Genomic DNA, 23,588 nt, shown 5'->3' with positions numbered 1-23,588 from the left:
CAAATGGTGGACAGCCACGGTGGCCGTGTGGCATGGCGAATGTTTGGCCATGGCCGTCCTTTGGTACTGTTGCATGGTGGCCATGGGACATGGAGGCACTGGATTCGAAACATCCATGCTTTAGCCGAGCAGCGTATGGTCTGTGTGCCCGATATGCCTGGCTACGGAGATTCTGACCCGACCGATGAGTCCACGGTGAAGGCTCTGCTGGAACGTCTGGAAAGCTCTCTGACCATTTTGCTAGGCGCTGGTACGCGCATCGACCTGGGAGGATTTTCCTTCGGCGGCTTGATGGCGGCACACCTGGCTGCAAGCCGAGGCGACGTGGACCGACTGGCGCTTCTGGGTGCCGTTGGTCACGGCGGCACTCGTCGTCCTAGGGCTCCGTTGCTGGAGTGGCGTGCCCACGCGCAGACGGGCGACACGCAGGCTTTGCAGCAAGCTATGCGGCACAACCTGCTGGCCCACATGCTGCACGCAGAGGCCAGCATCGACGCGCAGACCCTGCAAATCCATACAGATGCTTGCCTGCGTACGCGCTTTCATAGCAAGCCCATCTCCCGATCTGGTGGCTTGCAGGCTCTGTTGAGCCGCACGGCGCCCAGACTGCTGCTTGTCTGGGGAGAGCATGACGTGACCGCCGATCCGATATCGCTTGCACCAGCCTTGGCTGCCTGCCACCCACACTGCATCACCGCCACCCTGCCAGACGCAGGACACTGGGTTCAGTACGAATCCGCCACCGCCATCAACACGCTACTTAGCCAATGGCTCGCAACCCCTAGCTCCGATTGAAGGAAATCCATCCCATGCACGCCACAGAAGTCTTCGGCCAGTATGCCGAGCAATTCCACAGCACCCGTTTGCCCGACGAGGTAGTTCACCACGCCAAACGTGCCGTAATCGACTGGTACGCCTCCCTGTTCCCCGGTCTGGCGGCCGCCCCTCTTGCTCAGCTCGAACAGGTTTTGGCCGAGGATCTGGACCATGGGCGCGCTCGACTGGGCAATGGCCGCACCGCCACGGCTCGCGCTGCCGCACTGTACAACGGCACAGCAGCCCATGCAGCTGAGGTGGACGACAGCTTCCGCGACGCCATGTACCATCCCGGCGCAGCGACCATCGCCGCGGCCCTGGCGGCCAGCCAGGACGCCGGTGTCAGTGGTCTGGACTTCCTGCGTGCGCTGGTGCTTGGCTACGAGGTCTCAACCCGCATTGGTGTGGTGATGGGACGTCCGCACTACCGCTTTTGGCACAACACAGGTACGGTTGGCACCTTCGGCGCGGCCGCAGCTTCCGCTGGCGTGTTGGGCTTGGGTGCGCTGCCTTTCGCGCATGCCTTGGCCACGGCCGCAACATTCGCGGCGGGACTACAGCAGGCCTTTCGCATGGATTCCATGTCCAAACCATTGCATGCGGGTCGTGCAGCCGAGGCGGGATTATTGGCTGCGCAGATGGCAGCGCGCGACGTGACGGGTTCGCTGGACGTGCTGGACGGAAAGTCAGGCCTGGGTCAAGCCATGAGCAACGGTCCGGACTGGTCAGAGGTCGGCGCCACGCTTGGGAGCGACTTTCACATCACGCGACTGACCTTCAAGAACCATATCGGCTGCGGCCACACTTTCGCTGCCATTGACGGCGCATTGGAGCTACGTGAGAAGCACGGCCTGCATGCAGAGGACATTGCCCACGTTCGTGTGGACACCTACAGGCCTGCACTGGACATAGCCTGTTACGAGAAACCGGCCAGCGCCAACGAAGCCCGCTTCAGCCTTCGTTACGTCGTCGCTACGGCGCTGACGCGTGGGAGCGTACGCTTGGCTGCCTACGAGCCTGCACAACTGGAGGATGCGCGTGTGCGCGAGCTGATGACCCGCATCGAACCGCGCGTGGACCCCGTGATCGACGCTGCGTTCCCGGGCCAGCGGTCGGCGCGCGTTGAGATCACCACCCATAGTGGTGCTAAGCTAGTGCATCTGCAGCCCAACCGCAAAGGTGACCCGGAGTTGCCGCTGTCCGATGCAGAACTAACAAGCAAGTTCCTGGAACTGTCGGAGCCGGTAATCGGTGCTGCGGGAGCCAAGAACCTGCTTGCTCATCTGTGGACGCTGGAACGTGCAGCCAGGCTGTTCGATATCCATTGACGCGGTACTATAGGCTGATCAGATCAACCTATAGTAGTCATCTATAGGGATGCCCTTGGGGACTGCTCACAGCCGCTCGCATCCGGTCAAGATCAATAGCCTAGTCACGCGTAACCTGCGCAAGTGGTCATTTCAACCGGAACACGGACTGGTTCTAAAGCCGGTGGGGCGCCAACTGTCAACACTGTTTGACGAGTTGAAATCCACCGTTTATTCTCAAGCCTGTGAAAGCCCTAGGGCACACATAGACGACTGAGCTTTTGAGAGTCGTTAGCCGATCCCCCAAGGATTGGTCAAAGCATTACCTCGCAACCCGGATGGGGATCATCGCCCCATCCAGACCTTGCGGTCAGGTGTGGCTGTGCTCCGTCCAAACTTTGGAAATTTGGAGTCATCATGCAGCAACAACAAGCACCTGCTCAACGTGAGTTTTTCAACCTGCACGCTAACGGCATTGGATATTTGTCCCGTGTTCGTTGGGTTACGCCCACTGGTCGTGGTCGCAAGGCTGAACCGTTCCTCGCTTGCGCTATCAGTGCGCTGCGTGGGGCAACGGATTCTCCCGACTACACCTACTTCGATTTGCGCGTGTCCTCTGCCGAGGCCATCGAGCTCATCGAAAGTCTGCAAAAGGAAGTTGATGAGCGCCGCAAGGTGCTGATCTCTTTCCGTATTGCTGACCTCTACGCTCACTCTTACGAGCGAGATGTGCGAGATCAAGGTGGACGCCCCACGGGGCAGAAGGAACTAGCCGGCCTCATCAAGGGCCGTCTGATACTTGTCAACTCCGTGAGGGTTGAAGGCGAGCTCGTGTATCAACGTGCCGAGTCGAATGTGGAGGCTGCTCATGTCGGCAGTCAACCGCATGGCGATGAGGCGTTCTACGAGGAACATGCTGGCAACTCTGAACAGGGTGGCCAAGATGAGCAACCACATGGACCTGCATCGCAGGAACGTGTACCAGCTCAAGCTCCACGTCAGCAACCTCAGTATCGTGCTCCTGCTCCGCAGGGCCGTACACCTTCGGCGCCTACGCGCCAGCCAGCTCGCTCAGGCGGGTACGGCAGTACGTCTGGCCAGCAACGGCAAGGCGGATATGCTGATCGACGCGAACATGATTACGCGTAATCAGCAGTAGCCACCCACCCCTGAATTGCGAAAGCAATTCAGGGCGTGATTTGTGGCCCGAATACCCTGGAATTGCGCTATGCTCTCAGCCTTTCCAAGTGTTTGCCGGTATCACTCAAACCAAACCGGATGCTAGGCAACTAGCGAAGCAGGTGAGCCTCTGAAACTTGCGCGCCCTACGGGCCGAGGCACTTATAGACCGTACACACTTCACTCGTTGACGCACACCTCGAACCGGTGTGTTCTGTCTCATTCCCAAAGGATCGGAAGTCCTTTGGTAATTCCAAACAGCACTCCACAGGCGCATGCGTGTGGAGTGTTTTTCTTTCACCCACGCGGGCCTGGCCCCGCGTTGGACTGGTGCTCCGCAATCTGATGGAGCAAAAGCTTGATAAAGCTCGAAAACGTGACGTTGCGTGTCAAACAAATTAGAGGTGGCCGCTACGGCGATTTCTGTGTCGGGGAGCTATTCCACGAGTGCTGCGAACTCAAGGTCAAGGATTCATTCCTGGATCAGTTCGCAGAAGGCGAGTATCACGGTACTGTGTGGATCAACAGAATCTTCCTGCATCAGTACATTGCGTACGGAAAAGCCGTGACGGAGATGAGAGCAACGCTGCATGACATGCAGCTCGATAGCGCTTCCGATGCTCCCGTCGAGACCGAATTGGCTGAGCCCGACCCACTACTTGAATCGCCATCCCTGGCGTCTCAAACGCCTGTGTGGCCAGCTCCGTTGCCCGCGCCGCGTACCCAGTCGAAGACAGAAGGGCCCACACGGTTGGGTGACCAGATGCGCGAGCGCATTGAGAGAATAAAGCGGAACACTGGGCAAACAACCCAAGCAACTGCACAAGCTTCATCAGTCGACGACGTAGGTCAGGTCGACACACCTGAACTTCCTGAAGTGCTTCGGGAATACTGGGCGCAGATCCGCAGTCTTCAACCAGTGAAGCTCGATCCCACTGTCGATCGCTCGATGTTGCGGGAGCAGACCAAGGCCATCGGCCAACTGGGCAGCTATCAATTCGGATTCCAAGATCAAACTTGGCGTCCAAAGTAAAGCCCATCGCCCGCATCAGCGGGCTGATCCATATGCGTGATCGCGCGTCTATGGATCAGCCTACTGCCTGGTAGCCAGGCAGCGGGAAAGTGGAATTAGGGTGGCTGCGACCTGATGCGCAGTGGCTTTGCGATAGTGCGTGTCCGGTGAAAGCCAAGCCGGCCTCGTGACCGCGCCGTTCCTTGGCTGTCTGAGCCCGTTGTGACAGCCGGCCAGCCTATAGGCGGCCTGGGTACTGTAATCTGGCAATGCCGGGAGCCCGATGGGTTCCCAGAGTGTCTGCAGCACTTGCGGATCTTCTGGGAAACCATCTGACCATCAATATGGTTTCGCGCACTTTGAGCCCTTGAAAAGTGCAGGCAGCAATGCCCTGGGCATCATTTTTTCTATAACCCTCGCGGGCACAACTGTCCGCAAGGGCTGGCGTGCCCGCTCCTTATCGGGAGGAGTCTCCATGGGCACACCTTCCAGTCTGAAGCTCATTGCTTGGTCTGAGGACCAGCGCATGCAAATGCATGACGCCTATCGCAAGTTCGTGGCGATGTGTACCGAGCAGGACTACGAAGCACTGATGCGACTGCGCGAGCAGGTTGCACCGGGGCAGGTTTGTTCGATCGTGACGCTGATCAGTTCTTGCTATCAAAAGCCGGAACTGCTTGACGGGATGCCGTCGAGCTTGGTTCAACTATTGAAAGAGCGGAATTTGCCGCCGCCGTCTGCTGGCGCATCCTCGTTCGAAGAATAGGTAGCGCATCTCGCGCATCCATTTCCTCGAAAAGATGCACAAGGTCCAGAGGCTCCTCATGGCGAGGAGTCCCTGTTATCACTCTCAACTGGGGACGCTTTTCAGTCATCTGGAAAGTGTCTCACGTTTTCAACCTCTCTCAACCCCGGATGGGCCGTGTCCCATTCGGGCGCGCTCGTCCTTTTCCCCCATCAACAGGAGAAAAGACATGACGCAAATCGTTCAATCGCAAGCAACTACTGGTGTGACTTTCGGCGTTCTCGCTGCTAAATGTGGCGAGGTTCTGCCGATGCAGGTTCTCCGTAGTGGAGGCGGGTTCTATCTCGGTACTTGTACCGAGCGTGGCCCGTTCACCCGTGAATCTCTGGAGACTTGGAATACCCAAGCCAAGGCTGAAAAAGCCTGGGCGAAGGGTCACTGGTCTCAGAAGGATCACCTTTAAACCCATGCCAGTCCCTGAGAAATCAGGGCTGGCATTTTCTTTCCCTATGGGGCTTCGGTCCCATTGGGCTGGAGTTCCCTGAGCCTAGTTTGGAGGACTCTATGTCCATTTGTGCAAATGAAGCTGCGTTCAAAGAGCTTCTCCTGTGGACTCAGAATGAGCCCGCACATCGGTATGAGGTCTACGACACGCGTATGGAGGTCACCTACCGGCTCTATATCGCGAAGGACGCTATTGCGAAGGCAACTGAGCTGAGCTCAACCGCATTCCAGTGTCGTCTCATGGACCGTACCGTGGAGCAGATCAGATGTGTCAATGGCATATGGATGCACGAAGGGGGCAACATGCTCTCGACCGTGCAGACGCTGTTCGATCATGAGGCGCTCTTTCATATCATGCGTCGCCTAGAGCTGCGTGCTGAGATTGACGAGCTGCAGTCGCCAGACGTAGAAGAAGTGATGGCGCTTGCCGATACCGTGGCCTTTCGCCGCATTCAAGACTTGCCTGCTCAGCAGTCGGCTGCGGCCGTTATCGCCGTGCATGCACGTTCTAACCCTCTCTATCGAGATGCTTTGAAACGCGCATTGCCGCGCCTCGACATCTACGGAAGGGTGCAAGAACTTACCGGCGTGGGCCTTGATCCCGACGAGATCCCGTTCTAAGCGGTACTGAAGTACCACCTCTTTAACCAAGCCAGTTCTCCATAAGGAGACTGGCTTTTCTATTTCTGGAGCTGCCCTTGGCCCTAATGTTTTCGCGCCTGGCGCACAACTATGTCAAAAACGGCTACTACCCCACGGACGAGGAGTCCATACGCCGGATCTCAAACTTGCTGCAGATGCCCGAGAAGGGTGGCATTCGCATGTTTGACCCTTGCTGCGGCGAGGGCAGCGCGCTCGCCGATGTACGGCAGCTTCTTACCGTCGATCGTGGCCACTCAGGTGGTGCCGAGGCCTTCGGCATTGAGCTCGACCGCGACAGAGCGCGCCACGCGAAGCGAATCCTTGACCGTGTGATTCATTCGGACGTGCACGATGTGGTGCTCAAGCCGAGAAGCATGGGCCTGCTGTTTCTAAATCCTCCATATGGCTTCGGCGTTGCAGATCAGTCAGCCCAGCGTTCGCTGTTGGCTGAGCCTGACAAGGCCGAGCGCCTGGAGCGAACCTTTCTGCGTAAAACCGTGCCTTACCTCGCCTACGGCGGTGTGCTGGTCTACATCATTCCGCACTACGCGCTCGACGACGAGATACGCAGCTACCTGGTGCGCAACTTCGAGGATCTGCAGGTTTTCATGGCACCAGTGCAGCAGTTTCGACAATGCATTGTGATTGGCAAGCGATGCCGAGCAACTCATGCCACCAAAGCGGCCCTGCAGCCACTGATAGAGGCCCAGGCCTCGGAGGAGGGCGCCCCTGTCATTCCAGACTCCTGGGAGTTGGAGCCATATGTCATTCCTGCCCTGCAGGCTGATCAGGAATTCGACTTCCATGCTGTGCAGATCGATGCCGAGCAGCTCGGCGACGAGCTGGCCAAGTTTGAATCCAGTCTCCTGTGGAGTGGGCTTTCCTCTCAGTTCAGCCAAGTCGGCGGCGCTTGTCGACCGCCGTTGCGCGATCTGACTCCATGGCACCTTGCGCTTGCACTTGCGGCTGGCCAGGTGGTCGGAATGATCCACGGCGCCGGCGGCAGAACTCTCCTGATAAAGGGGGATACCTACAAACGCAAGGAGCGCAAAGTGTCCGTTGACTTTGACGAGAAGGGTCAAGCCTCGCAGACCACGGTGATGTTGGACCGATTCGTCCCCGTCATCAATGCCATTGAGTTCACCCCCGATCACCGGCTGGGCCACATCGTCAACATCGCATAGCCATTCTGTAACCACTGCTGGCCTCGGCCAGCGCACCAGAACCCCCTGGGGACACTTTCCCAGGGAAGGTCGTCCTCGTTCATTCACTTGATTGGAGATGACTTTGAGAAATGCTGTGAAGCCAGCACAACCATCGCAGCGCTATGACACACCGCTGTTTCGACCGGGCCGATGCGTAGCAACGCTGGGTCTGGACAACCTAATTTGCCAGGGGACCATCAATCCCCACGAGCTGCTGCAGCGGCACATCTGTGGCGATCCAGGCGAGCTGGCCAACACCAAGTTGGTCATGCTTACGCGCGACTTGGAAGAAGCGCGTGGCCAGCGACTATCTGCATTCATCGTCAACAGCGAGTATGTATGGGTCGTGACAAGCGCTGACTGGTCGGTAACAAAACTGATGCTTCCATCCGAATGGCGCGCTGAAGCGCGCGCTGCGTAGTTCTATATCGAATTCACGCCGCACATCTTTTCAACCCTTGGGGACACCAGCCCCCTAGGGCCGGTGGTACCCGATTTACCAAACGAGATCCACCATGCAAACACATTTACAAGCAGCTACTACGGCAACAATTCCACTTTTTCAGTTGGGCCGCTGTGTGGCCACAGTTGGAGCCGACGATCTACTTCGTCGTCTTTCTCTCAATCCATACGACCTGCTGTCTAGGCATGTGTGCGGAGATTGGGGGGACTTGGACGAGTCAGATAAGTCATTGAATCAACGGGCGCTATTGGACAGAAGCCGTCTCATGTCTTCCTACTTGATAGGAGATAAGAAGGTCTGGGTCATAACGGATGCAGATTGGGCGGTCACCACCATTTTGCTGCCTTCGGAATATTGATGGTGAGCTCGATAAATACCGTCCAGCTGCTTGAACACATCCTCAGCCTCCATCTGCAGGGGCTGACCATGCAAGACGAGCCCATGCTCACCGCAATCGCCGAGCTGCCCGCCAAGATCCCCCAGATCCTGGATGCGCTCAACAAGGCGTGTGATGCATCTGCAAGTCTTGAGAACGTCATGCTTCACCTCGGGGAGCGCATGACGGAATCGGACCGGACGTTTCGCAATCTGGTTGCACTCGATCTCTCACTGGCGCTTGGCCTGCTTGGTTCCTCCAGCCAGCCATGCACCAGTGACGGTTCGTAAAACGCCCCATTAAACCCACGAGAACCGGCTGCAGCCGGTTTTCCCCAGCCCACCTGTAGGGTGAGCTGCGGAAAACCGTTTGACCTATCAGAAACGGTTTTAAGGCGCGCTGAGCCATGAAAGCGCACCAGGTCGAGAGACCTTGGCATTTCTTCAACCACCCGTGCGGGCCTTCCCCGCAGGGGAGGGGCTCGCTCTATCCACTTCAACCAGGAGCGATCCATGAATACATCTTTTTCTAACAACATCCGTGATGGTCACCGTGGGAACACCGAGATTGATCTCGGCGACCGGCGTGTGCTCACCGTCTCAACACGTAAGTTGAATAGCTCCCTCGTCACATCGGCCTCTGTGTCATTGGTAGAGGGAGGTTTCAAGCGCTTTGTCATGGGCTTCGGCGGCGATGGCGATTTCAGCAAGACGCTCGTGGCTTCAAAGCCTAAGCGTGTGACTGAGAAGGTTGTCCGCGAACAGCATACGCAAGCGTTGACGCAGATCGAGGACCTCAAACTGCAGGTCGAGATGCACTACGACGCTTTGGAAAAACGAAAGGCGGCTGCCCATGCATGAGCTGGAGGAAACAGCGCGGGATGTCGTTGACTCCTGGGAGTCGGGCGACCTTGCCGGTGCTGTCACACAGCTAGGCAGGCTTCTCAACAACCAGGATCTGAATCGCGCTGAGTGCGCCGATGCAATCGCCCGTGCCAGGGAGATCCACGCCGATGACCAATGCGTAATCGATCCCTTGCCGCTGGTTGCGCCGGCGGAAGACGGTACCTACGTCGCCGCCTGGCTCTGGATACCGAATCCGTAGTCTTTCATCAACCCACATGGGGCACGCCCCTTGTGGGCTGCTCCATAAATGGAGCATTTCATGCAAAGAGCGCTTCACCGTATAGAGGGTTTCGCGGATCTATGGGCCGACGCTTGCCTGCGCAACGATGAGGGCGAGCTCATGTTTCTCTCGTTCTATGGGCGCGATGCTTCTGCCATGCAGTTCATCGCGGCTATGGAGCTGGGCAGGACTGAGCACGGAATCACGGATTTCACGTTGGTGAGCCCTGAAGGAACGCGAAACCATGTCCAGGTTGGATCTGCGGAGCGCCTGGGAAAGTTCACCGGCCGTCTGCCGCGTCAGAACCTCTTTGGATCTTTGAACCATCTGTTCGTCTACGACAAACGCTTACAGGAGATCGACAAGCCCAACCGCATTGGCTGGATCGTGTCCAACGTCGACGCCGGCATCGAGGAGAAGGTGTGGGCCCTGGTGAAAACCTTGGCTCCCATTGCGCTGCTCGATCACTGGCAAGCACCCTTGATTGCCTGGTGTGGAGAGAAGGGCGCTGTCCACGAGCTCGGGGGGGGCCTCTATCCGCGGATCGGAAATCTTCGCGCAATGCGTGTGAGTATTTCTGATCACTTCATTCGGCATGTGAGCGAGGGCGTACGCAACCGCGTTCTCCTTCCTTAACTCCGTCAAGGCCTCGCCAGAGGCCTTTCTTACCCTCATTCATCTAACCGTTGAGCGCGCACTCCTTTGTGGGGTGTGCGCTTATTTTTTTTGGATCAAACTATGAACGATTTGGCAATTGCTGAGACCGCTGCGGAAGTGGCATCTACTACTTTGGCAGAGGCCGCCCCGGCGGTACAGGAAGTCGCTGACGAACTCGGCGCGATCGAGGGCGCAGGTTTTCTGGCCGAAGTGATTGATGAAACCCTGCCCCTTGGAGATTTCATCCGCGAGTTTGGCCAAGGCCTGCTCGATCAGGTTCGGTCACAGAACCCGCCTGTCTATCTACCGCAGCGCGATCAGCTGTCCGAGGCCTGGCAGGCCCGCCAGCAGATCCTAGACCATCTAAAGCGCAAGCCATTCAAAGAGCAATCCGAAGCGGTTCAGGCCATCGTGAAGCTTCTGGCTGATCGAGGCGAGCCAGCTGCTGTCCTGAACGCGGAGATGGGCACGGGCAAGACCATGATGGCCATCTGCGTGTCGGTGCTGCTGCAGCAGCTGCAGCGACGCAATCCGCGCACGCTTGTGATCTCACCTCCGCACCTTGTCTACAAGTGGCGGCGCGAGATTCTTGACACGGTACCCGGCGCTCGGGTCTGGATCTTGAATGGCCCGGACACGCTGCGCAAGTTACTGCAGATGCGTGCCCGCTTGGGCATTACAACAAGCCAGCCGGAGTTCTTCGTGCTTGGCCGTGTGCGGATGCGTATGGGGTTTCATTGGCGTCCGGCCTTCATCGAGCGCACCATCCTCGTTGGCGGCCAGCGTTTCGTGGCTGCATGCTGCCCTTGCTGCATGCGGCCGCTCGAATCGAAGGGCAATGACGACGAGACCTTGCCCATGTCCGTGCCCTTGGCCAAGCAGATCCTCAGTGACCGCCGGCGAAAGTGCGAACACTGCAACTCGACGCTGTGGACGCTCATTCGCAATGGGCGGCCCATGGACTCCATGTCCGACCTGGTGCTGAACGCACTACAGCAGATGCCAACCATCGGCCCGGTTTCTGCCAAACGGCTGCTCGGCAAGTTTGGGGAGAACACCCTAGCTGCGATGCTGGAGGACAACGTCTACGAGTTCTTGAACTTGATGGACGAGAACGGGGAGCTGGTATTCAGCGACAAGCAGGCGAAGCGCATGGAGCGCAGCCTGGCCACGTTCGAGTTTTCAATCGGGCAGGGGGGATATCAGCCCACCGAGTTCATCAAGCGCTATCTGCCGACCAACTATTTTGGTTTGCTGGTGGTCGATGAAGGACACGAGTACAAGAACGAGGGCTCGGCCCAGGGCCAAGCAATGGGCGTGTTGGCCAGCCAGTGCGAAAAGGTGCTGTTGCTGACGGGCACGCTTATGGGCGGCTACGCGGATGATCTTTTCCACCTGCTCTGGCGCGTCAATCCCAAGGTGCTGATCGAGGACGGCTTCAAGCCATCCAAGACCGGCTCCATGGCAGCCGCAACCATGGGTTTCATGCGCGTGCATGGGGTGCTCAAGGACATCTACAAAGAGACCGCAACGACTTCCCACCGCACGGCCAAGGGCAAAGGCGTGACTGTGCGTACAAGCAAGGCTCCAGGGTTCGGCCCCGTGGGTATCTTGCGCTATGTGCTGCCAATTACGGTATTCCTAAAGCTGCGGGACATTGGGCAGAAGGTGCTGCCGGCCTATGACGAGTCCTTTGTTGACGTGCAAATGCGCGATGACCAAGCTGAGGCATACGCCGATATGTCGAGGAAATTGGTGCAGATCCTGAAGCTGGCCTTGGCCATGAAAGACAGCACGCTGTTGGGGGTGGTCATGAACGTGCTGCTTGCTTGGCCAGAATGCTGCTTTCGTTCGGAAACGGTGAGGCATCCTAGAAGCAAGGAGCTGCTGCACATGCAGCCGGCTCTGTTCGATGATGTTGAATGCACTCCGAAAGAGGCCAAACTCATTCAGCTCTGCATGGACGAGAAAGCCCTCGGCCGCAAGGTTCTGGTCTATTCAATCTACTCAGGCACCCGCGACACCACGGCCCGGTTGCGCATGCTGCTCGAAGCCAGGGGGTTCAAGGTAGCTGTGCTGCGCGCCAGCGTGGATGCGGCCAAGCGTGAAGACTGGGTAGCCGACCAGGTAGAGCGGGGCATCGATGTGCTTATCACCAACCCCGAGCTGGTGAAGACTGGCTTGGATCTGCTGGAGTTTCCTACGATTGTTTTCATGCAATCGGGATTCAACGTCTACACGATGCTTCAGGCTGCCCGGCGCTCCTGGCGCATTGGTCAGAAGCACGATGTTCGCGTGATCTTCCTTGGCTACGCCGGCACTTCACAAATGGAATGCCTGCGACTCATGGCCAAGAAAATCGCAGTATCGCAGTCCACCTCTGGCGATATGCCCGAAAGTGGACTGGACGTTCTCAACGATAACGAGGGCGAAAGCATTGAGATGGCTCTCGCGAGAGACCTTTTGACGATGTAGCCCATTTTGACCACAAGCTGTTTTCACAGCTTGTGGCCATTTTTTTTATTTTGGAGTCACTTGACAAACATACAATTGTCACGCACAGTTACAAAAGGCTTCGTTGGAAATCTTCGCGTCACCCCTTGTGAGAAGCCCACAAGATATGTCCCACGCGGAGTACCAATGAAATAACGCCATATCGTTACCAAGCACAGTCCATACAGACTGTCGCATCTCTTCCAAGATTCCCATAAGTTCTTAGCACTCGATTACTTGATACATCGAGTGCGGCTTCCATATTTGAAACAGAGGTTCCATATGAAGATTTCTAGCACATTTTCCCTTGTCGCAATTGCCTGTGCACTCGCTGCATGCGGTGGTGGTGGTGGTGATAGTGGTAGCACTCCTTCTGAAGCCAAGCCGATCCCGGAAACTCCTAAAGCAAACTACCCAACGGAGATTCCTTCCAGCAATTATTCGGATGTGAATCGTGCGCAAATCTTCGACATTATCAACAGGAACCGCACGACATGCGGCTTCAGTTCCATCAAGCAAAACTCCTTGCTGGATATTTCTGCCCAGGGGCACGCCGGTTATTTGCAAGCAAATAAGACGATGGGACATAATCAAATTAGTACCAACCCAGGATTCACTGGGTCTGATCTTTTGGCGCGTGCGAAAGCTGCGGGATACCAGCCGAGCGTCTTGGGTGAGATTGCCGGCGGTGGTGACAGTGGGTCCTTGTTTGCAGGTACGAGTAACTCAGGGATTGAGGCGCCGGTTAACCCGGCTGGTCGAACCTATATTCGAGGGCTGTTTGCGACCGTCTATCATCTGGCAGGGGCGGTTAGCGAATGGAACGAAATGGGTGTGGGATATTCGATGTCCTCCAATCTGACCTCCATCCCAGGGAAAACGGTTTTCTATTCGGCAGCAGTAGTCAATTTTGGTACTCCTTCCGGCTCCAGTTCCCCGGTGTATGGCGGTGGTGAGATTCGATCGTTCCCTTGCGATGGAATCACAGACCTGTCACCAATCTTTACGTCAGAAGCACCGAACCCTTACCCAAATCGTGACTTCAATGTGTCTCCGATGGGGCATCCTGTCATCCTCACCTCAGGCAATGGAGGTGAGATCACTGTGACTTCTGCAAGCATGACAGATGTAGCATCTGGTGCTCTGGTTGATACTAAGATCTTTAACGCGTCAGATGATGTGCACAAGATGCTGACACTGGATCAAGCATTTGTGATCCCCAATCAGCCGTTAAAGCCGAACACTGCCTACAACGTGTCCGTTGACGGATCATCGGATGGCAAGAGCTTTAGAAAAGCAATCCGATTCACAACAGGTAATCAGAGCTAGTTTAGATGAAAAGTTCCCCCTTCAACAAGGGGGAGATTTTGTCAGATCTATTTATGAGGACTTAATTGCAGACGCCATGCCCACCGAGGGTTGTAATTGCATAACCTTCTGTATTCATGGGGCATGACGGTCCTTCTGGGTACTTCCGCCAGCCGTTAAACTCGTTTGGACCAGATCCAATAAACGTTTTTTTCAAGTATCCTTGAGCTCCTTGTTTAGCCGTGCAGACGCCTCGCTCGAATAGATTTCCACATTGTCCATCTTGGTAAAATGCCTCAAAGGTACTAACAACAGATCCTTCAGCGTAAGCACCATATCCAGGCACTACTATTTTTTCAGGGACGTAAGGTGGCGGATTTGGAGCCCATAATCTTGCTGACCCAGTCGAGTCATAATTTTGCGCGATAGCCAAGCCAAAGGCTCCAAAAGACGCGAACAGAATTATATATTTTCTAAATTTCATAGATCACCTTTAATATACGCAGTAGGTCTGTGCAATGGCTTCTCCTGATACTGCAATTCCGTTGTTATCGACAATAGATACAGCCCATGCCCATCCATAGTCCATTGCGTAGTGATTTAGTTTGAATGAGTCGGTACTTTGATTTTTAGGGGTAAGAATAATCATTGCGCCTCTTGTTCCAGAGGTACAAGCTGGCTTACTGATCCAGCTTCCATTCCATGCCGAATAGGAGTCAAAGAATATTTTTCTTCCAAATCGGTCAGCAAGCGTGACCCATTGATTCCCTGAGCAGTAAAGGGCGACATCTTGGCTATTCCAAGCCACGGCTTCGTTACTCGGACACCATCCTCCAGCAACGGCATCTTTTTGCGGGGATACTCCGATCCAATAACTACCGTTACACATCACCAAACCCATGCCATTCGAGTCCTGAGCGATATCGCCTTGCTGGTGTGTGCCTCCGCACCAGTTGCCCTTGATTTGAATGCTAGTTGGCTTGATGACTTGGCCATAGGCTCGACCAGATCCATCGCTCATCGAGATTCCGGCTGTGGGGACACCAGAGCCATTCTTAACAGTCAGGTCGCCGCTGCTGTTGATACTGGTGGTCTCGGTTGGTCCATTGCTGATTGACAACGACTGAGACGCGAGCGAACCTGATTTCACTTTCCCCACTACGCTCAGGTCGCCTTGCAGATCGGGATCGCGGTCGTCACGGATGCGTACAAATTGAGAATAGATCGCTGCAGTCCTGGTCGTGCAGACGCCATAAGTGGCTGGGCCAGCGCCCCCTGGAGCCGGATAGTCACAGCTGCTACCACGCAGGCGAGTGGGCGCAAGCAAGGTCACAGTAGTGCCATACCCCTGGCTTGCGGATCTGATCTCTTCTGCTTGCACATGCCAAACGGAGCCCGTTGCAGTCGCGCAGGCTCCATCGGTTGCATATCCGTTGCAGCTGGCGGTCAGTGGTAGGTGGCTATACGAATACGCGGTAAGCGAGCATGTCGATCCTGGGCAGCCAGATCGATCCACCGTGATGAGTTGCCTGCGTCTCATGGGGTCGATGAGAGGAAATGAGGCAGGCAAATACTTGGCAGTGCGCAACTCGTCGACCGTGGGGGCGAGGGGGTCGGAGAAGCCGACCACAACTGATCCCATGGCAAGGGCCTGGGCATTGAGGTTCAGGAATTTGTCCAGTCCATCCTTGAGCGTCGAAAGGTAGACGCCGGAGGCTTCTGCGCGGCCGCTGTTGATCTTGTCGATTGCCTCCTTGGATGCATAGACGCCAAGTACGGCGGTCAAGCCGAGCACTGCGACGAGCTCAAGCATGAGGAAGCCAGCCTGTTGTTTGCGATGAGGGCGCTTGCGCAGCATAGTGTCCTTTCGCCGTGCCAGATGCGGCACGGCGTGCAGGGGAGTTATTGGAAGGTGTACTCAATGTCGACGCCCGCCGGCACCGCGCAGCTGCTTTGCAGCGTCGCGATAGCAGGTTGGCCACCAGCGGCCTTTACGACGACCGTTCCCACCTTGATGCTTTCAGCAGCTCGTACCATCTGCGTAATCATCGGCATGCAGGCCTTTTCGTGAACCTTTGAGACCGTGACCAGCAGGTTGGCGCCAGGCGTGCCGGTTACGGCAATAGCCTGGGGGTTCAATCCGGTAGCTTGTATGGAGTGGGTCGCAGTAGCGCCGGAAACGCTGAAAGCAGAGTCTTTCAGTGCGCTGGCCAGCGTGGCCGTTGTCACGCCCGTATACGGCGTCGCGGTGGCCACGGTGTTTGCTGCACCCTGGATCGACGCCACGGCCTTGGCTAGATCACGTGCAAAGTAGGGCGCCCGGTATTCTCGATAGAGTCCTTGCAGCGCTGGAAATGCCAGCACCGCGAGGATCACGATAATGCCCGCAACGACCATCAATTCGATCAGCGTGAAGCCATCTTCTTTTCCTTTGCGTCGAAACGACTTGCGCAGGCGACGAGATTGATTGATAAAGCTTTGCATAGTTTGTTGCTCCTTGATAAAGCGGGTTGAAATAGACTTACAGGAAAACCATTTTTGCGGCATCGGTCATTTCCTGAATGGCAGAAAATGTGTTGAAAACAACCCAGCCGACTATTGCTAACGATACAAATAGAATGCTCCATCGGAGGATGAATGCGCGCTTTTTAATGCTCTTGCCCATATCTCGCTCTGTGCGGCGGCCTGTTAATTGAAGGCCGGCTTCTAAAGACTTTGCTTCAGAAATATCGAACAAGTAATAAAGCGCATCCGGCTCCATTAGGCCTACATCGAATAGCCTACCATCCACAAAGCCGAGCTCAATGTTTTCTTGAATGCGTTGGCAATACCATTGCAACCAAGGCTCAGCCTGCAATGAAATTGCCTGAATGCCTTCTCGAAGATTTAGGCCTGAGCCGCGCTTCACCAAAGTAGATAGGGTCGAAAGAAACATCGCGCCGCGATAATTTCGGTAGACGCGATAAATAATTATCTTTTCCGCCCATTGACGAGAACGACCGCTCCAGCGTGTCAAGGACCAACTAAATGCGATGCAAAGTATTAGTATTCCTATTGCTAGAGGAATGATGTATGAGGCGAAGACCTTGGAGAAATGATCCAGATCCAATGCATGCGGACCATATAGTGTTTCAGGAACAAAGTCGAAGGTCGCCTTAATTTGCGGCCACACAAAAGCAGGTACGCTTGTGAGAGTTGCAAGGACAACAATAATCGCGAATATTGCAACAGCAATGATTGAGAGAAACAGGCTGCGGGCCTCATCAACCACTCTCACCAAGCGCGCAGCCTCTTTCAATGCATCTGGTACTGATCCAGTGCCTCCGTGGTTAGCTGCTGAAGCAATAATCAGCATGTCTGCATCGGGCAGCGTGCCTCGCCAAGTTGCGCCAATGTCTGTGCCTGTGTCCAAAAATTTGCCTGCCCAGTATTCAGAAAGCACTGCTCGCGGATGGGGGCGGAGCTTCTGCCAACGGTTCTTTGGCGCGTAGCGTTGAGCATCCTTCACGAATATGTCGTGCATCAGGATTCGGCCATCGGAATCTGAAAGCACGTCTGCGAGATACTCGTAATAGTCCGCACGATGCCTTCTAAATTGACGTGCAGCGCGATTTAATGGCGAGAAAAACTCAAGTATGGAACGCATCACACAGCCTGCAACTTCTTGTTGGATGGAATATTTTTTGTGTGAACTGCAGCCATTTCGCGGCGTCTTTCTACTGTGACGAATGACATAAATCGAGGCTCGATCTCTCTAGGGTCTATTTCGCCTCTGCTCATTTTGTATATGGCGCAGTCCATTGCAGATTTTCCGGTCATATCTGGATCGTCATATCGCGAGGTGCGCAATGACGCCAGATACCGGCTCAGTTCAATTGTTTTCGAGTCGCGGATACATTCCAGGAAATAGTCGTCCGGCTCGACCAACTCGGCGACTACGGTGCGGCCAAGTAATCCATTCAATTCAGGTAATCCATCACGCCGGCATTGATCGCATCCATCGGGGTTTCTGACATATATTCCTTCTGGATCGATGTCGTAGAGACGTTTGATGCGCGAGAAATAGTCTTCCCACTCCATTGCGTCTTCACCTCGGAGGAGCTTTGTGGCCTTTAGCTTGCAGCCTGGGCAGTTTTTCGGAAGTAGCGCCTGATATCCCAGTAGCTTGAGGTTCCCTGGGGTGGAAACGACATCGATGTCAATGCCAATACCTGGCGATATCAAGCGTGCTGGTATACCCATGCAATTACGAGCGTGCACAGTCGTGTAGCAGTTAGTACCCGATTCGATAGCATCTTGAAGCAGTGCTGCGGTTTGCTGGTCACGAATCTCGCCGATGAATAGATCGTTAAGAGCGGTTCGCTTTAATGTTCTCTTCTTTGGCTTGAAAGGGTCCTCATCGCTTTCAAGGTCGCGACTCACTGTGTTCTGGTGGAAGTGACTGCCAGGCAAGATGTTTTCTCGCGGGTCTTCCACTGTCATCACTTTGCGCGTGCTTGGAACACCACTGAGTAGTGTCGATATCGTTGTCGATTTGCCCGAGTCAACGACCCCCGAGAGGATGATTGCACCGCCCTCGGATCGCATGGCTCGCATCAGCATGGCGATCTGCGTAGGGAGGTAGCCAAGTTGTTCCAGCGTCAGCGGTTCTTTCTTGGCATTAATGGGCGTGATCCGCATGGTGATCTGCGGGCCTTCGTCACAGGCCATCGACGCCCAGCGCAGCATGAACTGTCCAAGCTCGGCCAGATCGATGAAGATCCGGCACTGGGATTCGACAGTGCCATTGAAAACGGGGTCTTTGACGCCCTTGGCAGTTTGGTACGCGACTCCAGCGATGGACAGTAGCGTTGCAGTTGGCAAGTGGAAGCGTGGAGGGGCTACGTACTTGCCCTCGATGGTGAACCGGACCTCGCTGCGTGTTTGGGCAGTGAAGATGTTCAGGTGAATGTCAGAGGCGCGGTTGGTTACGCCGTAACGCACCAGTTCCTCGAACGACTGGTAGTAGCCGGCTTTTGCCCTGTCGCCCAAGATGTTGCGAAGGCGCTCCCCCTGGGTCCCGTCGATGTGGCCACGCGAGACGGCATGGATGATGGTTTCACTCTCGACCAGATAGACGTTGGCGCCTGGTGCGAGACGGTAGTTTTTGGACAGAAGGAGCTCGGTCGTAGCCCGTAGTTCCTGCGAGCTTCGGTGGCGGTTGCTCACGAGCAGAATGAACTGTTTGCTGTCTTTTCGTGTTTCGAGAGGACAGATGTGCTGGGCCAGACTTCCCGCCAGGTTGATGTCCTTGTCCTTCCCGAGCGGGCGATGGAAGCTCACTTCCTTGAGCAGCTCGGTCTCGGTCTTTATGACACGTTGACTGAGGACGAAAGTGGTCGCAGTCGGTGGAGCTGGGACTGTTGAGCGTTGACGTGAGAAGAATGGCCACTGCATCTTTGGTTCCTCAGCGGTCGCTGCAGAGCTTCTGCGGGAACTTGCTGTGCTGCAGTTCGATGCACCGCGCATCAATGCGCTTCGCTGTGTAGCCTGCCTTCGTCTCTGCAGGCATAAAGGCGTAGATTCGACCGTCGATAGCGACCTCGGCCGTCCAGCGGCCTCCGCGCCCGTAGATGCCATTGAGGGTAAGAAGTGGGCGAGGCTCCGGCGGGACTTCTACGGCTGGCTGCACCGTTGGTGCCGATGCTTGTGGAGCCGCGGCTGAAGGAGTGGAGCCGCCCGTTTGGCCGAGCGCAGCCTCAACGGCTTTATCGGCTTCGAGTTGCATGAGCTTCTTCACGGTTGGAGCAAAGCCATAGCCTGGCTGTGGCTGCGATGCGGCCGCAGCGAGATCCTGTGCGGCAGCATGCATAGCGAAGCCAATCAGCGCGGCTGCAACGGCGGGCTTAGTTCTTTGCATAGATTTCTCCGGCCAATGTGGCCGTCATGAGGCTTTTCTTGAGAGACGCTTCGCCGTTGGCCTGCCAGTCGTTGGGCAGTCGGGCAAAGTCAACCTTGAAAGAGGTCCATGCCACTGGCACCTCTGGAGCGATCAGCAGGTCCACGCTGAGCAGGGGGCCGCTAAGGTTGGTCAACGCAGCTTTGTAGATGGCCAGCCCTAGCTCTGCAGGCATGGACACGGGCTCTCCGACCTTGTTGAGCGGTGCTGGAACGGCTTCCGGCTGGAAGGGCCCAATGGTTTTTCCGCTGAAAGCGCGCAAGATCAGTTGCAGGGAACTGAGTCCACGTACTTGCTGGATGGCCAGCGGGGTCAGCTCATCGAAGTTGAGGCGACGTGCAGGGGCTGAAACTTGCATCACCGCCTCTATTTCATCCACTGTGGAATAGCGGACCGTCCACTCGCGAGGGCGCAAACGATCGAAGTCCTCGTTGGTGGGGTCGAGACCCACATCAGCGGTGCGCTCGAATTTCAGCGTGCAGCCCCAAGTGCTGCCAGCGCCTGGCTTGCAGTCCGTCTCCTTTAGGCGCCACCCGGCGATGCTGGTGGGTAGTTTTTCGGTGGCTTCGCGCAATGCACGTAGCGCTTCGTGCCCGTAGGAAGATTTCTCCTGTGCATATGCTTGGAAGGCTTGAGTCCATGCGGTCTTGGGGTCCAGCTCATTGGCGTTGGCCAAGAGCTCTGCTTGCCGTCTTTGCTCTAGTTGCCAATAGTCCCAAGCGCGTACGCCTCCGAGCAAAAGGAGCGCGCCGGCGACGGTGTAGAGCACAGCTGGAGGGATGCTGGTGCCGACCTTGGCCAAGGGCTCGCTGGCCTCATTACTGGCTGCTGCGCTGATGACCTGGCTCAGCGTTACGGGCTGAACCTGTGGGGCAGGGTAAAGTAAATCTGGCTCACTCGTGAACAGTGAGATGGACGAGGTGGCCAAGCGCTCAAATGCAGCCAGCCGCGCGCGAGCCGCTTCTTCGTCCGTCACAAGCGCATCGAAGCCAGTCGCTGGTGCTCCGTCGATTGCGGCGCAGATCCAGATCCCTTGCGGGAGCCTGATGGCTGCAAACACATGGCCATTGGCGAAGGCGGCCACGCCGGCAGCCAAGGCGATAAGCTTTTCCCCCTGGTTGGAGACTTTGAGTTTCGCGGTGCCTACGGTGGCTGGTGCGACCGTGCAGTAGTAGTCTGCCTTCGCCTTGCGAGCAAGTTGTTGTGCGTGCTTCTTGAGATTCACGGCTTGGACGGTCTGCTGCCAAGTCACGCCGATCACATAGCGCCGTTCGATGAGGTATGCGCTCATGGTGGCCTCAGTTCATGAGCACAGGACGAACCACAACGAGGAATTCCTCACGTTCCAGGCTTTGCGCGTCAGAACCACCAGCGAGCAAACTCCAACCTTCAGCCAGACGGCGGCGGTTGTCTTTGGCCTTGTAGCGGGCCATGCCGGTGAGGACCATGACTTGGCCAGCTTTGAGCATGACCGTCGATTGATCGTCGATGCCTGACCTTTCTGGGTTTTGGACCCTTGAGATCGAAGTTCCCTGGCCCGAGGTCGTCTCAGTCATCGCCACCAGGTTGGTCATGCTGATGCCGAATCTCAACTGCACTGAGCCGTCGTCCAAGATCGCGGGTTGGATCATGAAGCGATCGCCCGTAGTGACATTGGCAGTCTTCATGCCCACTGACCCTGAGCCGGCTGCAGTGGAGGTCGACGGCAGCGTCTCAGACACGTATGAACGGTCGTTGAGGTTGGTCTTTCGAGCCCATTGGCGGTTCATCGCCTGCATTTCAATGGGGCGATGCTGGATGTTGGTGCCATACTCGTTCAGCGCCTGAATGGCCGCCTGTGAGCCTCCCCAGCGTGCTACCGTGCCGCTGTTCGGGTTGCCTCCATTTGCCAAAGAGAGGATCGTCATCCCGAATTGGCCAGCCGTGTCGCCCACCAGCGAAGTGGGCGAATCAATGGTGGCGCCCCATTTGGAGGTCAGCGAATTGAGCACCACGCCCCAGTTCACGCCTTTCTCGTCGCCGTCTTTCGTCGTGATGGAGTAGATGTCCATCTGAATGCGGACCTGGCGTTTCAGTGACTCGTTCTCGGACTTGACCACTTGGCGAATGCGCTGCATGGCCTCCTTGGTCGTGGTCACGGCAAATCTACCGGTACCCTGGTTGACGGCGATGGATGATCCGGGGACTGCAGCCACCATCTGCTGCAGGCTATTCATGAATGAATTGAAGATGTCCAGTGATCCAGCTTCGTCGATGCGGAAATTGGACTGGGAATTGCCGGTGGCGCCGGTGGTGCTGCTTGCACCCGATGTTGAGCCGCCTTGCAAATTCATAGCAAAGTCCTTGCTTCCTTCAAGAGCTGCGATCTCAAAGGTTTCGGTGACGTAGCGCTCGATGATGATCACGCCATCGCGATACGCATACGACAGTCCCAGCCTGGCTGTCACGAACTCGGTGATGCCGCGCGGCGTGTTGTTCTTCCAGTCCATCTCAACCGTGTCGAGCATGAGGTTTGGACCAGGGCGAATGACCTCGACGCTCGCCTGGCCTGCAGCTGCCAGAGGTGCTGGCATGCTCATTCCTGCAACTGTGGCTGTCGCGGGTTTGGCAGGCTGGGCGGTGCTTGGGCTAGAGGCGACTGCCGATGACGCCGGGCTGTATACGTCCTGCTTGATGCGAAACGGAACACCCGTGATGCGGGACATGCGTTCGGCCCAAACTGCGATGCTGACCTTGCCGCCAGTGCTTTTGTCTTCAAAGCTGATGAGCTTGAAGGTTTCATCGAAGATGGCGGGAAGGGAGTCTTCGGAACTGATCTCGATCATCTCGGAGCCGATCCATGGACGCGAAGCACGGCGAGCAACGATGGGCGAGAGCTGACGGGCGGCCGCTGCATTTGTGGCAGCCTTGTGGCCCTGTGTGGACTCTTCGACGCGCAGACTCCGATTCATGACACCTGCGGCCGCCATGGAGCTGTCAATGTGGCCACGAACTTGCTGGGTGACTGCGGGCGAAACACATCCTGCGAGCAGCAGAGCAGAAACGAGGGCCGTGGGTACGACGCTGTGCTTTAGGTTGGCCAGAATCATTGGGTGCATTCCTTGTCTTGCTCGCCACGGCGGGTGATACGGGCCAAGGGCGGGTTATTTGGGTAGAAGCAGACATCGAGCGGGTATTCGCTCGCTTGAATGCCTGGTGACGACAGAGCGGCGGTCACGGCCTGCTCGAATGGCATTTCGTAGGTCTCGGGGCTTCCGATCACGACATGCTTGCGCGCATCCCAGCGCACCCGATAACCTGCTTCTGCGGCCCAGCGTGTGAAGGCCTTGTTCAGCGTTACGTCCTGGAGCTTGAGCTCCCAGCGACGTGCAGGCTGTCCAGAGCCTTCAGTGAAGGAGGCTTTCCAGTGTTGGCGTGCCTGGTCCACCCACGAGCCCGAGCCTGGAACTGCGCTGGTTGTGAACAGTCCCTCAATCTGCGTGCGCGATGGTGCGCTTCCCTGTACCACTGCAGTGGCCACCGCTGTAGTCGGCGCGCTCGCGGCTACTGCTTCCAGCTTGGTGCCGGCAGCAGTCTCCGTGAGCTGAAGCTTGATCCCAGGGGGGAGTTGGCTGTTGACCGTCGAGATCAGCGTGGCGACCGTGGAGCCCCCTGCCTGTTTGACGGACACCTGAGTGTCCAGTGGCACTGGGCTGGTGAAGGGAACGCCCAGTCGATCTGCCAAGAGTTGAGCCAGGCCTTGCGCCTTGTCCTGCCATGTGACTTCGATTTCTGATTGCAGGAGCGTTGACTTGGCGCTAGTGCCTTCAGCTTCCTGT

At 56.4% G+C, this 23,588-nt stretch carries 23 protein-coding genes; 15 read left to right on the top strand and 8 right to left on the bottom strand.

From position 1 onward, the window contains the following. Positions 1 to 3 precede the first annotated feature (3 nt). From CTR2_RS13245 to CTR2_RS13175, 15 genes are all read left to right on the top strand, one after another. On the top strand, positions 4 to 795 hold the full coding sequence (locus CTR2_RS13245; protein WP_087084603.1) for an alpha/beta fold hydrolase: 792 nt from the start codon (positions 4 to 6) through the stop codon (positions 793 to 795). 14 nt (positions 796 to 809) lie between these two features. Next, positions 810 to 2,144 carry an MmgE/PrpD family protein gene (locus CTR2_RS13240; RefSeq protein WP_087083437.1) on the top strand — a complete coding sequence of 445 codons (1,335 nt, stop codon included), beginning with the start codon at positions 810 to 812 and terminating at the stop codon, positions 2,142 to 2,144. A gap of 396 nt (positions 2,145 to 2,540) precedes the next feature. Then, entirely contained in the window at positions 2,541 to 3,272 is a 732-nt protein-coding gene (locus tag CTR2_RS13235; protein ID WP_087083439.1) for a DUF3577 domain-containing protein, read from the top strand. 388 nt (positions 3,273 to 3,660) lie between these two features. Further along, complete coding sequence (locus CTR2_RS13230) at positions 3,661 to 4,335, top strand: DUF3275 family protein (protein ID WP_087083441.1); 675 nt, start codon at positions 3,661 to 3,663, stop codon at positions 4,333 to 4,335. Positions 4,336 to 4,789: 454 nt separating this feature from the next. Next, positions 4,790 to 5,080, top strand: a complete 291-nt coding sequence (locus CTR2_RS13225) for a hypothetical protein (RefSeq protein WP_087083443.1) — start codon at positions 4,790 to 4,792, stop codon at positions 5,078 to 5,080. A gap of 208 nt (positions 5,081 to 5,288) precedes the next feature. After that, complete coding sequence (locus CTR2_RS13220; RefSeq protein ID WP_087083445.1) at positions 5,289 to 5,522, top strand: hypothetical protein; 234 nt, start codon at positions 5,289 to 5,291, stop codon at positions 5,520 to 5,522. A gap of 194 nt (positions 5,523 to 5,716) precedes the next feature. Further along, positions 5,717 to 6,184, top strand: coding sequence for a hypothetical protein (locus tag CTR2_RS13215; protein WP_254913349.1), 468 nt, complete (start codon positions 5,717 to 5,719; stop codon positions 6,182 to 6,184). 86 nt (positions 6,185 to 6,270) lie between these two features. Further along, positions 6,271 to 7,389 carry a DUF6094 domain-containing protein gene (locus tag CTR2_RS13210; RefSeq protein WP_087083448.1) on the top strand — a complete coding sequence of 373 codons (1,119 nt, stop codon included), beginning with the start codon at positions 6,271 to 6,273 and terminating at the stop codon, positions 7,387 to 7,389. A 115-nt stretch (positions 7,390 to 7,504) separates the two neighbouring features. After that, a complete protein-coding gene (locus CTR2_RS13205) occupies positions 7,505 to 7,831 on the top strand; it encodes a hypothetical protein (RefSeq protein WP_087083450.1) in 327 nt (108 codons plus the stop codon). A gap of 360 nt (positions 7,832 to 8,191) precedes the next feature. Beyond that, complete coding sequence (locus CTR2_RS13200; RefSeq protein WP_254913350.1) at positions 8,192 to 8,539, top strand: hypothetical protein; 348 nt, start codon at positions 8,192 to 8,194, stop codon at positions 8,537 to 8,539. Positions 8,540 to 8,761: 222 nt separating this feature from the next. Continuing rightward, positions 8,762 to 9,109, top strand: coding sequence for a hypothetical protein (locus CTR2_RS13195; protein WP_029158312.1), 348 nt, complete (start codon positions 8,762 to 8,764; stop codon positions 9,107 to 9,109). Next, entirely contained in the window at positions 9,102 to 9,353 is a 252-nt protein-coding gene (locus tag CTR2_RS13190; RefSeq protein ID WP_087083457.1) for a hypothetical protein, read from the top strand. The genes CTR2_RS13195 and CTR2_RS13190 overlap by 8 nt, the downstream gene beginning before the upstream one ends. Positions 9,354 to 9,413: 60 nt before the next feature. After that, on the top strand, positions 9,414 to 10,010 hold the full coding sequence (locus CTR2_RS13185) for a hypothetical protein (RefSeq protein WP_087083459.1): 597 nt from the start codon (positions 9,414 to 9,416) through the stop codon (positions 10,008 to 10,010). A gap of 102 nt (positions 10,011 to 10,112) precedes the next feature. Next, positions 10,113 to 12,506, top strand: a complete 2,394-nt coding sequence (locus CTR2_RS13180; RefSeq protein WP_087083461.1) for a DEAD/DEAH box helicase family protein — start codon at positions 10,113 to 10,115, stop codon at positions 12,504 to 12,506. A 300-nt stretch (positions 12,507 to 12,806) separates the two neighbouring features. After that, entirely contained in the window at positions 12,807 to 13,853 is a 1,047-nt protein-coding gene (locus CTR2_RS13175) for a CAP domain-containing protein (RefSeq protein WP_140401037.1), read from the top strand. Between the two features lie 472 nt (positions 13,854 to 14,325). Here CTR2_RS13175 and CTR2_RS13170 read toward each other — a convergent pair whose 3' ends face one another. The 8 genes from CTR2_RS13170 to CTR2_RS13135 form a co-directional block, all read right to left on the bottom strand. Then, positions 14,326 to 15,690, bottom strand: coding sequence for a methylation (locus CTR2_RS13170; protein WP_087083463.1), 1,365 nt, complete (start codon positions 15,688 to 15,690; stop codon positions 14,326 to 14,328). A gap of 44 nt (positions 15,691 to 15,734) precedes the next feature. Then, entirely contained in the window at positions 15,735 to 16,379 is a 645-nt protein-coding gene (locus CTR2_RS13165) for a prepilin-type N-terminal cleavage/methylation domain-containing protein (protein ID WP_254913351.1), read from the bottom strand. Continuing rightward, complete coding sequence (locus CTR2_RS13160) at positions 16,354 to 17,478, bottom strand: general secretion pathway protein (RefSeq protein WP_087083465.1); 1,125 nt, start codon at positions 17,476 to 17,478, stop codon at positions 16,354 to 16,356. Before CTR2_RS13160 ends, CTR2_RS13165 begins: the two co-directional genes overlap by 26 nt. Continuing rightward, positions 17,478 to 19,268 carry an ATPase, T2SS/T4P/T4SS family gene (locus CTR2_RS13155; RefSeq protein WP_087083467.1) on the bottom strand — a complete coding sequence of 597 codons (1,791 nt, stop codon included), beginning with the start codon at positions 19,266 to 19,268 and terminating at the stop codon, positions 17,478 to 17,480. Before CTR2_RS13155 ends, CTR2_RS13160 begins: the two co-directional genes overlap by 1 nt. A gap of 10 nt (positions 19,269 to 19,278) precedes the next feature. Further along, positions 19,279 to 19,599: a hypothetical protein gene (locus CTR2_RS13150; RefSeq protein ID WP_254913352.1), complete on the bottom strand. Its 321-nt coding sequence runs from the start codon at positions 19,597 to 19,599 to the stop codon at positions 19,279 to 19,281. Between the two features lie 118 nt (positions 19,600 to 19,717). Then, positions 19,718 to 21,061: a type 4b pilus protein PilO2 gene (gene pilO2, locus CTR2_RS13145; RefSeq protein WP_087083471.1), complete on the bottom strand. Its 1,344-nt coding sequence runs from the start codon at positions 21,059 to 21,061 to the stop codon at positions 19,718 to 19,720. Positions 21,062 to 21,068: 7 nt separating this feature from the next. Then, positions 21,069 to 22,859 carry a hypothetical protein gene (locus tag CTR2_RS13140; RefSeq protein WP_087083473.1) on the bottom strand — a complete coding sequence of 597 codons (1,791 nt, stop codon included), beginning with the start codon at positions 22,857 to 22,859 and terminating at the stop codon, positions 21,069 to 21,071. Then, positions 22,856 to 23,494, bottom strand: a complete 639-nt coding sequence (locus CTR2_RS13135) for a TcpQ domain-containing protein (RefSeq protein ID WP_254913353.1) — start codon at positions 23,492 to 23,494, stop codon at positions 22,856 to 22,858. Before CTR2_RS13135 ends, CTR2_RS13140 begins: the two co-directional genes overlap by 4 nt. Positions 23,495 to 23,588 lie beyond the last annotated feature (94 nt).

This window comes from Comamonas thiooxydans (genome assembly GCF_002157685.2).
Classification (GTDB): Bacteria; Pseudomonadota; Gammaproteobacteria; order Burkholderiales; family Burkholderiaceae_C; genus Comamonas; species Comamonas testosteroni_H.
This window is presented reverse-complemented; position numbering and strand designations above follow the sequence as displayed.